Raw genomic sequence first — 11,201 nt, 5'->3', positions numbered from 1 at the left:
AGGCTGGCAGCCAACGTCGTTCGCCAGGCTGATGATCCGGCCCCCGGTAGGTCTGCGCCGTCCGTCTGGGGGTGCGTCTCCCGTCTCGACCAGCGGCTCCGGTCTCCGGCTGCAGCTCGAGACGGGGAGCGCCGCCGGAGACGGAGTGCGGCCACGCAGACCGGGGCAGTCGCCGAGACGGGATCGTGGCGGACGTGCTCGTATGCCGGACCGCGCGCCCTCACGCCGACCACCGCCAGGCGGCGGGCGCTCCCGGCATACCGCTCGGCCCGGCATCGCCCTGGCGGCCAACCCTGCAGGCGGGCGCTACCCGAGAGAGGTCGCGAGCGCGTCGACGCGCTCGCGGAAGCCTTGCAGCGTCGCCACGCTCGCGTCGAACGCCGCCTGCTCCTCCTCGTCCAGGTCCAGCTCGACGACGTGCTTGGCGCCGCCGCGGCTCAGGATCGCGGGGACGCCGACGCAGACGTCCTCGTGGCCGTACTCGCCACGCAGGAGCGTGCTGACGGGCAGGGTGGACTTCTCGTTCTTGAGGATGGCGCGGGTGATGCGGGCCAGGGACATCCCGATGCCATAGCTGGTCGAGCCCTTGGCGTCGATGATCTGGTAGGCCGCGTCCCGGGTGCGCTGGAAGATCGCGTCGAGCTCGTCGCGAAGCCCCGGGTCGGCGGCGATCCGCTTGCTGATCGAGCGGCCGGCGACCGAGGCCGCGCTCCAGGCGGGGAGCTCGGAGTCGCCGTGCTCGCCGATGATCAGGGCGTGCACGTTGGACGTGCTCACCTCGAAGAACTCGCCGAGGTGGTAGCGCAGCCGCGCGGTGTCCAGCGTCGTGCCCGAGCCGATGACCTGCTCGGGCGGCAGGCCGCTGAACCGCCAGGTGGCATAGGTCAGCACGTCCACCGGGTTGGTCGCAACGAGATAGATCCCGTCGAAGCCCGACGCGGTCACGCGCTGCACGATCTCGCGAAAGATCCGCAGGTTGATGTCGGCGATGTCGAGCCGCGTCTCGCCGGGCTTCTGGGCGGCGCCGGCGCAGATCACGACCATCGCGGCGTCCTGGCAGTCGGCATAGCTGCCGAAGCTCACCTGCACCGGGCTCGGGGCCCAGGCCTCGCCGTGGTTGAGGTCGAGGACGTCGGCGCGCGACTTGGCCTCGTTGAGGTCGATGAGCACGAGCTCCTCGCAGATCCCCTGGTTGACCAGGGCATAGGCATAGGCCATGCCGACGGCGCCCGTGCCGACGAGGACGATCTTGTTGGGGACGTACTTCATCGTGGGCTCCCAGGTCGAGGTCGGTGCGACCTCAGCCTAGGGCGGATGGTCCGTGGTCGCGCAGCCTGCTCGGATCCCCGCCACGCCCGGTGGTCGTGCCGTGCCGGCCGTATGCCGGGCGCTCGCGCGTGGGGGTCGCGCCCGTCCGATCTGGGACGATGGGTCCACGATGACGCTCACCGACCTGCTCCCGCCCACTGCCGACCGCACCGCCGACGCCTATGACGCGGACGCGGTCTACTCGACCTTCGTCGACTGGACGCTGGAGCGGGGGATCGAGCTGTACCCCGCGCAGGACGAGGCGCTGCTGGAGCTGGCGACGGGGGCCAACGTCATCCTGGCGACGCCGACGGGGTCGGGGAAGTCCATGGTGGCGCTGGGGGCTCACCTCATGGCCCTGGCCCAGGGCGTGCGCACCTACTACACGGCGCCGATCAAGGCCCTGGTGAGCGAGAAGTTCTTCGCCCTGTGCGACGCCTTCGGCGCCGAGAACGTCGGCATGATGACCGGTGACGCGGCGGTCAACTCGCACGCCCCGATCATCTGCTGCACGGCCGAGGTGCTCGCCAACATCGCTCTGCGCCAAGGGGATCGGGCCGACATCGGTCAGGTCGTGATGGACGAGTTCCACTTCTACAGCGAGCCCGAGCGCGGCTGGGCGTGGCAGGTGCCGCTGCTGACCCTGCCCCAGGCGCAGTTCCTGCTGATGAGCGCGACGCTCGGCGACACGTCCTTCTTCGAGGAGGACCTGGCCCGCCGCACGGGCCGCGACACCGCCGTCGTCTCGAGCGCCACGCGGCCGATCCCGTTGTCCTACAAGTGGGTCCTGACCCCGGTGCACGAGACGATCGAGGACCTGCTGCTGGCCAAGGAGGCGCCGGTCTACGTCGTGCACTTCACCCAGGCGGCGGCCCTCGAGCGGGCCCAGGCGCTCATGTCGGTCAACATGTGCACCAAGGAGGAGAAGCAGGCGATCGCTGCGGAGCTCAAGGGTTTTCGCTTCGCCAAGGGCTTCGGGGCGACGCTGCAGCGCCTCGTCCGCCATGGCATCGGCGTGCACCACGCCGGCATGCTCCCCAAGTACCGCCGCCTCGTCGAGACCCTGGCGCAGCAAGGACTCCTCAAGGTCATCTGCGGCACCGACACCCTGGGCGTCGGCATCAACGTCCCGATCCGGACGGTGCTCATGACCGGCCTGACCAAGTTCGACGGCACGCGTCAGCGGCCGCTCAAGGCGCGCGAGTTCCACCAGATCGCGGGGCGGGCCGGGCGAGCGGGCTACGACACGGCGGGCACCGTCGTCGTCCAGGCGCCGGACCACGTGATCGACAACCACCGCGCCCTGCTCAAGGCCGGCGACGACCCCAAGAAGCAGCGAAAGGTCCAGCGCAAGAAGGCTCCTGAGGGTCAGGTCAGCTGGACCGAGGACCAGTTCGACCGCATCACCGCCGCCGAGCCGGAGGCGCTCCAGTCCCGCATGCAGGTCACGCACTCCATGCTGCTCAACGTGATCCAGCGTGAGGGCGACCCCTTCCCCGTCATACGGGACCTGCTGCGGGACAACCACGAGGACGACCGACGACGGGCTCGCCTGCAGCGCAGGGCGATCGAGATCTATCGCTCGCTGCGCGACGCGGGCGTCGTGGCCCAGCTCGACGAGCCCGACGAGACCGGTCGCCAGGTGGTGCTGACCGACGACCTGCAGCGCGGGTTCGCCCTCAACCAGCCGCTGTCGACCTTCGCGCTGGCGGCGTTCGAGCTGCTGGACCCCGAGAGCCCGACCTATGCGCTGGACGTTCTGTCGATCATCGAGGCCACCCTGGACGACCCCCGCGGCGTGCTCATGGCCCAGCAGTTCAAGGCGCGTGGCGAGGCCGTCGCCGAGATGAAGATGGACGGCATCGAGTACGACGAGCGCATGGAGCTGCTGGAGGAGGTCACCTGGCCCAAGCCGCTCGAGGAGCTGCTGCTGGCCGCCCTGGAGACCTATCGCCGCTCGCACCCGTGGATCAGCGAGGACGACCTGTCGCCCAAGACCGTCGTCCGCGATCTCTACGAACGCGCCATGACCTTCGGCGAGTTCGTCGCCTTCTACAACCTCGCCCGCGGCGAGGGCATGGTGCTGCGCTACCTCTCCGACGCCTACAAGGCGCTGTGCCAGACCGTCCCCGCGAGCTATCGCACGGTCGAGCTCGAGGACCTGATCGAGTGGCTCGGCGAGGTCGTGCGCCAGACCGACTCCTCGCTGCTGGAGGAGTGGGAGCAGCTCACGAGCGGCGAGGACGAGCCGCTGTCGCAGGCTGCCCTCGACGCCCTCTCGACGCCCTTGCCCGGTGGCGCTCGGCCCCTGTCCGCCAACGAGCGCGCGCTGCGAGTCATGGTGCGCACCGCCATGTTCCGCAAGGTCGAGCTCCTGGCGCTGCGCCGCTGGAACGACCTCGGCGAGCTCGACGCGGCGGCCTACGCCGTGGCCAAGCAGGCCCGCGCCGACGCCGACCTCGACCCCGTCGACGTCGAGCCCATGGACGCCGAGCTCTGGCAGGAGGCGATCGAGGACCTGTATGCCGAGTACGACGCGATCGGCACGGGGCCCGACGCCCGTGGTCCGGCCCTGCTGATGGTGACCAAGGAGCCGGGGCGCTGGCTCGTCGACCAGATCCTCGACGACCCCGAGGGCGACCACGACTGGCGGATCCAGGCCGAGGTCGACCTCGACGCGACCGACGAGACCGGCGAGCTGGTCCTGATCACCACCAACCTCGACAAGACCTGACCCGGCTGCGGGTGGGCGCCGGCGCCGGTGACGGTGACCCTGGACGGGGGCGGGCGCAACTTCGCCATACGGCCGGATCCTTGGGAGACTGGACCGGCCGCACCGGCGCGGATCCCCATCACCACACCACCAGCTCCCAGGGAGTGCACCCCTCCATGACCGTGACGGCGACCTACCGCCTGCAGATGCACCACGAGTTCACGTTCGACGACGCCGCGGCGCGCGTCCCCTACCTCGCGGACCTCGGCATCTCCCACCTCTACCTGTCGCCGATCCTGCGCGCGGTCACGGGCAGCCAGCACGGCTACGACGTGCAGGACCACTCCGAGCTGAGCCAGGACCTGGGCGGGCTCGAGGGCTTCGAGCGGCTCGCGGCGGTGGCGCACGAGCACGGCCTGGGCATCGTGGTCGACGTCGTCCCCAACCACATGGCGCTGGTCGCCCCGGAGAACCTCAACCGGCCGCTGTGGCAGGTGCTCAAGGACGGTCGTGACGCGCCGACCGCCCACTGGTTCGACATCGACTGGAAGTCCGGCGGCGGGCGGCTCGGCCTGCCGATCCTCGGCGACACGCTGGTCAGCACCATCCAGGCCGGCGACCTCACCATCGACGAGCTCGAGGACGGCCAGCCGGTCATCCGCTACTTCGAGCACGTCTTCCCGATCGCCGTCGGCACCGAGAGCAACGACGTCGAGGCCGTGCTCGCGCGCCAGCACTACCAGCTCGCGTCCTGGCGGCAGAAGGAGTCGATCCTCAACTACCGCCGCTTCTTCGACGTCGACGAGCTCATCGCCGTCCGCGTCGAGGAGGACGACGTCTTCGACGAGACGCACGCGCTGCTGCTCGACCTCAACCACCGCGGCCTGATCGACGGCTTCCGCATCGACCACCCGGACGGCCTGGCCGACCCGGCGGGCTACCTCGACCGACTGCGCACGCGGTCCCGCGAGGACACGATCATCTGGGTCGAAAAGATCCTGGAGGGCCACGAGCGCCTGCCGCGCGACTGGGCCTGCGACGGCACGACCGGCTACGACGCGATGCTCGCGGTCCAGACCGCGCTGGTCGACCCGGCGTCCGAGCCCGAGCTGACCGCCCAGTGGGAGGCCTGCGGCGGCCGCCTCGACGTCGAGCGCGACGTCACCAAGGCCAAGCGCCAGGTCGTCGAGGAGCTGCTCGGCCCCGAGGTCGAGCGGCTCGTCCGCCGCGCCCGCGAGGCCCTGCCCGAGGCGGACCCGACCCGGCTGCAGCTCGCCGTGGTGGAGCTGCTCGTCGCCGGCGAGGTCTACCGCGCCTACATCCAGCCCGACCAGCGTCTCTCGCCCCTGGCCCGTCGCCGGCTGCAGGTGGCGTATGACGGAGCCGTGGCCGCCCGCCCCGACCTGGAGGCCGAGCTCGCGCAGCTGCACGAGCTGGCGACCGCCGAGGAGGCCGACGCCAACGCGGTCGACTTCGCGGTGCGTCTGCAGCAGACGTGGGGACCGGTGATGGCCAAGGGGATCGAGGACACCACCTTCTACCGCTGGCACCGCCTCATCGCCCTCAACGAGGTCGGCGGCGACCCCGGCGCGCTCGAGACCGCCTCGCCCGCGGCGCTGCACGAGTGGGCGCTGCACCAGCGGCGCTACTGGCCGCTCGGGATGACCACGCTGTCGACCCACGACACCAAGCGCAGCGAGGACACCCGCGCCTTCGTCCTGGCCATCGCGGGCGACCCGGTCGCGTGGAAGGAGCTGTCGATGCGCTTCCGGTCGGCGGCGACCGAGCTCGGCATCGACAAGCCCACGGCCCATCTCATCTGGCAGACCATCGCCGGCGTCGGCCTCATCGACCCCGAGCGGCTCAACGGCTACCTGCTCAAGGCGGTCCGCGAGGCCAAGCAGCACACCGCCTGGGTCGACGGCGACGAGGACTACGAGGCACGCGTCCTGGAGTTCGCGGACAAGGCCCTGCGGGCGGGGGAGCGGCACGACGCCCTCGTCTCGCTGTGGGACAGCCACGCCGAGTCCATCCGCGCCCTCGTCCTCGGCGCCAAGCTCCTGCAGCTGACCATGCCCGGCGTCCCCGACGTCTACCAGGGCTGCGAGACCGTCAACCGGTCCCTCGTCGACCCCGACAACCGCCGGCCGGTCGACTACGACGGCCTGGAGCAGAGCCTCGCGCGGCTCGACGCGGGAGCCCCCGCCGACACCCTCGCCGCCGAGAAGCTCCTCGTGTCCTCCGCCGCGCTGCGCCTGCGCCGCGAGCGGCCGGACGCGTTCGGCGTGGCCGGCCTCTACGTCCCGCTGACCACGACCACCGAGCACGCGATCGGCTTCATCCGGGCCGCGTCCGTCGCGACGATCGTGACCCGCGCACCGCACCGTCTCGCCCGCGAGGGCGGCTTCGGCGACGCCCGGGTCGTGCTGCCGACCGGGACGTGGACCGACCGGCTCACGGGCCGCGAGATCACCGTGCCCGCGACGGGCGAGGTCCTCGTGGCCGACGTGCTGACCGAGCGGCCGGTCGCCCTGCTGGTCCGCTCCTGACGCCCACCTCACCTCACCTCCCCGACACCCCCGCCTCACCCCCGAAAGGCACCGTTGTGACGTCATACACGCTCTGGGCCCCCGCGGCCACCGACCTCGTCGAGGTCGCCGTCGAGGACCAGCGCCTGCCCATGACCAGGGGCGAGGGCGGCTGGTGGCACCTCGAGACGGACGCCGTCGCGGCCGACGCCCCCTACGGCTACTGCCTCGACGGTGGCGACCCGCGCCCGGACCCGCGGGGCCGCCGTCTCGTCGACGGCCCGCACGGCCTCACCACCCCCTACGACCCGACGACCTTCGCCTGGACCGACCAGGACTGGGCCGGGCAGCCCCTCGAGGGCTCGGTGATCTACGAGCTGCACGTCGGCACGTTCACCCCCGAGGGCACCTTCGACGCGGCGATCGGGCGCCTCGACCACCTGGTCGACCTCGGCGTCACCACCGTCGAGCTGATGCCCGTGGCGTCCTTCCCCGGCGTGCACAACTGGGGCTACGACGGGGTGGCGCTCTTCGCCGTGCACGAGCCGTATGGCGGCCCGGCGGGCCTCCAGCGCTTCGTCGACGCGGCGCACGGCAAGGGCCTCGCCGTCGCGCTCGACGTCGTCTACAACCACTTCGGGCCGGACGGCAACTACCTGCGCGAGTTCGGGCCGTACTTCACCGAGGCGCACCACACGCCCTGGGGAGCCGCGGTCAACCTCGACGGACCGGGCAGCGACGAGGTGCGCCGCTACCTGCTCGACAACGTCTCGACCTGGCTGCGCGACTTCCACGTCGACGCGCTGCGCCTCGACGCCGTGCACGCGCTGATCGACGACCGGGCGCTGCCGATCCTGGAGGAGATGGCGCGGACCGCCGACGAGCTCTCGGCCGAGGTGGGTCGCCCGCTCACCCTCATCGCCGAGGACGACCGCAACGACGCCCGCACGACGACGCCGCGCGGCGAGGGGGCGGTCGCGGCCGGCATCGGCATCCACGGCCAGTGGACCGACGACATCCACCACGCCCTGCACGTCGCCCTGACCGGCGAGACCGACGGCTACTACGCCGACTTCGCGTCCCCGGACGCCCTGCCAAAGGTCTTCACCGGCGCGTTCTACCACGACGGCAGCTACTCGACCTTCCGCGGGCGCGTGCACGGGCGACCGATCGACCGCGCGACCGTGCCCGGGTGGCGCTTCGTCGCGTCGCTGCAGACCCACGACCAGGTCGGCAACCGGGCCGTCGGCGACCGCCTGTCCATGGGCACCGACCCGGGACGCCTCGCCGCCGGCGCCGCGCTGCTGCTCACCTCGCCGTTCACGCCCATGCTGTTCATGGGCGAGGAGTGGGCTGCGAGCACCCCCTGGCAGTACTTCACCGACCACCAGGACGAGACGCTCGTCGAGGCCATCCGCAACGGCCGCGCCGCCGAGTTCGCCTCGCACGGCTGGGGCGCCGACGAGGTCCCCGACCCGCAGGCCGCCGGCACCGTCGAGGCCTCCCGCCTCGACTGGACCGAGCTCGACCAGGGCATCCACGCCCGCATGCTCGACTGGTACCGCACGCTGCTGCGCCTGCGCCGCGACGTCCCCGACCTGCGCTCCGCCGCCATGGACCAGGTGTCGCTCGACTGGGACGCCCAGGGCCGCACGGCCGTGCTGCACCGCGGCGCCCACCGCGTCGTCGCCCACCTCGGGGACGGCCCGCTGGACGTCCCCCTCGACGGCGGCCGGGTCGTCGCCTCGTGGAATGACGCCGTTCACGCGTCTGCCGCTGACACTGCCGGTTCCGGTGGGACCGAAGGGGTCGTCCACCTCGACGGACCGGGTGCCCTCGTGATCGGCCCCCGATGACCGACCGGCGCACGCCTCCTCGCCGCCCGGCGTTCTACTCGCCGGAGGCGATGGAGGCCTACGGCGGGCAGCTGCCCGACCCCGCCGTCGTGTCCGAGATCGCCCACGAGACGGCCCAGGTGCTGGTGCACACGGGTCGTGCCTCGGAGGACCCCGAGGTCACGGCCCGCCTCGTCACCCTGGTCGAGGACATCGGCCTCAGCACCCTGGCCGAGCTGTGGGCGCAGCTCCCGGCGCGCTCCCTGCCCGGCGCCCTGTGGCGGCTCTACGCCCTGCGCGAGTGGGTGCGCCGCGACCCCGAGGGGGCCTCGTCGGACTACCAGGCCGGTATGCCGCACGCCGTGGTCCTGCACGCCGTCGCGGGCGCGGCCGAGCCGCCCGGACCCGACGAGATCCGCGGCCTCGCCGACGCGATCCTCACCGGCGTCTACGACGGCGAGCTCGACGTGGCGCTGGAGCGGGCCGGCGCCTTCTGCCGGGTCGTCGCCTCGGGCCGGGCCCACCGCAGCGACGCGGTGGCCGTGACGTCGCCGGCGGAGTGGCTCCGCTCGGCCGGGTCGATCCTGGCGACGGGGGAGGACCTCGAGTCCTGCGCCCGGCTCTGGCGAGCCGGCGACCTGACCTGACCCGCCCCCCGGGGCACGGGCACGGGCGCGGTCACGGACTGGCGGATCGCTGGATGTGCGCGCTCCGGGGGCCCCTCGTTACAATGGAAGGGCGCCGGGCCGCGGTAGCCCCGGGTCCCAAATTCAGCCGCTACGAGCGGCCACGTGCCGAGAGGCGCTCCCGGCCCGGCGTACTCACTCCTCCAACGTCTGCCCCGACGCCGCCCGTCAGGCGATGATGGCTGCGGCCATCGCGAGCGGCAGCGACACGATGGACGCGATGGTCGTCACGGTGGTCATGGTCTTGAGGCTTCCCTGGGTCGACAGCCCCAGCAGGGACTTGAACATCCAGAAGAAGTTGCTGTTGACCTGCAGCGCGAACAACGACCCCGAGGCGATGGCCAGGCCGATCACCACGGGCTCGACCTGGATCGACCCGAGGATGGGTGCGATGATCCCGGCCGCCGTGATCGCCGCCACCGACACCGATCCGATGGCCAGGTGCAGGACCGCCGCGATGACCCAGGCCAGCAGGATGCTGAGGATCACGGGCGCGGACTCGTTGACCGAGAAGAGCCCGCCGAGCACCTTGGCCAGGCCCGTGGCCTTGATGACCGCGCCGAGGGAGCCACCGATGCCGGTGACCAGGAGGATCTCACCCGTGGTGTGGAGGCCGTCGGCGAAGGCGTCGTTGGTCTGGGTCGTCCCGATGAACCGCCGCGCCATCACGTAGGCCCCGACGAGACCGAGGAACAGCGCGACGTTCGCGTCGCCGATGAACGCGATGACGTCGTTGGAGAAGTCCAGCAGCTCGGCGAACGCTCCGAAGGCGATCATCAGCAGCGGCACGATGATCGGCAGCAGCGACAGGAGCAGGGAGGGGCGGCGGTCGGCCGCGACGTGGTCGTCGGCCTGCTCGGACTCGGTGAGCGCCTCGGACTCCTCCTCGTCCCGGTCGGCCTTCCACCAGCCCATCGCGAGCATCCGGCCGAACACCCAGACCGTGATCAGCGCCGTCAGCGGTCCGATGACGATGCCGTAGAGCAGGTAGGTGCCGAGCGGGACCTTGAGCAGGCCGGCGATGGAGATCGCCGCGAGTCCGGGGATCACGAAGACGTAGCCGCAGAAGATGCCCGTGCCCAGCGCGCCGGCCAGGAACGGAAGCCCCCTCTTGCCGATGAACGGCGCCGACGAGCGGGCCACGGGGGCGGCGAGGACCACCTGCACGTCGACGTAGATCGAGGGGAAGATCGTCGCGAGCGCCATGGCCAGGGCATACGGCAGCTTCCCGGGTGGGACCACGCGGACCAGCGCCTCGACCATGGTCTTGAAGGCCCCCATCGCGTGCAGCAGGGCGCCCATCAGCACCCCGAAGCCGATGAGCAGACCGATCTTGGCCATGATGTCGCCGAAACCGCCCGTGATGGCGTCGACCGTCTTGCCGAAGCCGATGCCCGACGCGAGGCCGAGATAGAGGGATGCCAGGACCAGCGAGATGATCGGGTCCACCTTGAACCTGATGATCAGCAGGATCACCAGGACGATGGCGATGGTGGTGTGGAGGACGATCAGCATTGGTCAGCCCCTTGGCTCCGGCGCGTGGGAGTCCAGGATGGCACCCACGCCGCGGTTCGGCTCGTCGGGGGTCGTGCCCGTCTGGTCGTATGGCGAAGGCCGCCACCCACGCGGGTAGCGGCCTTCGCCATACGAGCTGTGATCAGGCGGTGCCCTCGAAGGCGCCCGCCGGGAACAGGCTTCGCAGCTGCGCCTCGTCGCCGCAGCCGGTCAGGGCGTGCAGCTCGGCATCCTTGCGGGCGCTGCCCCTGGACCGCCGCCCGGGACCGTGCCATCGGCACTCGAGGCACTCGCCGTGGCAGAAGCTGCCGTTCTCGATCACGTGCCAGGTCGGCTCGTGCGAGGGATCTCGCGGCTCCGTCTCGATGATCGGTGCAAGGTCAGATGCCGCGGTGGTTTCACGACGGGAGGCCCAACGGGCGGTGAGGCTCATGATCCGAGGATGCCTTACGTACCCGCCAGTAGCCAAGGGGGCCAGGAGTCCGCTCCAATGCCCTAACCGATTGCTGCGCAACCACCCCGGAACGTGACGAAGGGGGCGGATGCACCCGCATCCGCCCCCTTCGCGCCTCGCTCCCGCTGTCACTCACCCGCGCCCATTGGGTTCGTTCCGCGG

Annotated in this window: 7 protein-coding genes; 4 read left to right on the top strand and 3 right to left on the bottom strand. The window is 71.4% G+C overall.

Features of this window, described 5'->3' with window-relative positions:
* Positions 1-306: 306 nt before the first annotated feature.
* The gene (locus B4K29_RS01550) at positions 307-1,269 is read right to left on the bottom strand and encodes an L-lactate dehydrogenase (RefSeq protein ID WP_239261371.1); all 963 of its coding nucleotides are present in this window, start codon (positions 1,267-1,269) and stop codon (positions 307-309) included.
* Between the two features lie 169 nt (positions 1,270-1,438).
* Here B4K29_RS01550 and B4K29_RS01545 point away from each other — a divergent pair, with 169 nt between their 5' ends.
* From B4K29_RS01545 to B4K29_RS01530, 4 genes are all read left to right on the top strand, one after another.
* Positions 1,439-4,042 (top strand): DEAD/DEAH box helicase, encoded by a 2,604-nt coding sequence (locus B4K29_RS01545; protein WP_286966255.1) that lies wholly within the window; start codon positions 1,439-1,441, stop codon positions 4,040-4,042.
* Positions 4,043-4,197: 155 nt separating this feature from the next.
* On the top strand, positions 4,198-6,570 hold the full coding sequence (treY, locus tag B4K29_RS01540) for a malto-oligosyltrehalose synthase (RefSeq protein ID WP_286960163.1): 2,373 nt from the start codon (positions 4,198-4,200) through the stop codon (positions 6,568-6,570).
* A gap of 56 nt (positions 6,571-6,626) precedes the next feature.
* Positions 6,627-8,405, top strand: coding sequence for a malto-oligosyltrehalose trehalohydrolase (gene treZ / locus B4K29_RS01535; RefSeq protein WP_286960425.1), 1,779 nt, complete (start codon positions 6,627-6,629; stop codon positions 8,403-8,405).
* The gene (locus B4K29_RS01530) at positions 8,402-9,031 is read left to right on the top strand and encodes a hypothetical protein (protein ID WP_029211054.1); all 630 of its coding nucleotides are present in this window, start codon (positions 8,402-8,404) and stop codon (positions 9,029-9,031) included. The genes treZ and B4K29_RS01530 overlap by 4 nt, the downstream gene beginning before the upstream one ends.
* 207 nt (positions 9,032-9,238) lie before the next feature.
* Here B4K29_RS01530 and B4K29_RS01525 read toward each other — a convergent pair whose 3' ends face one another.
* Entirely contained in the window at positions 9,239-10,585 is a 1,347-nt protein-coding gene (locus B4K29_RS01525; protein ID WP_313534983.1) for an SLC13 family permease, read from the bottom strand.
* 142 nt (positions 10,586-10,727) lie between these two features.
* On the bottom strand, positions 10,728-11,018 hold the full coding sequence (locus B4K29_RS01520) for a hypothetical protein (protein ID WP_019286942.1): 291 nt from the start codon (positions 11,016-11,018) through the stop codon (positions 10,728-10,730).
* Positions 11,019-11,201 lie beyond the last annotated feature (183 nt).

It is taken from the genome of Arsenicicoccus sp. UBA6765 (assembly GCF_002453335.1).
GTDB lineage: Bacteria > Actinomycetota > Actinomycetes > Actinomycetales > Dermatophilaceae > Arsenicicoccus > Arsenicicoccus bolidensis.
The sequence above is the reverse complement of the archived record's forward strand: the minus strand, read 5'-3'. Positions and strand labels throughout refer to the sequence as shown.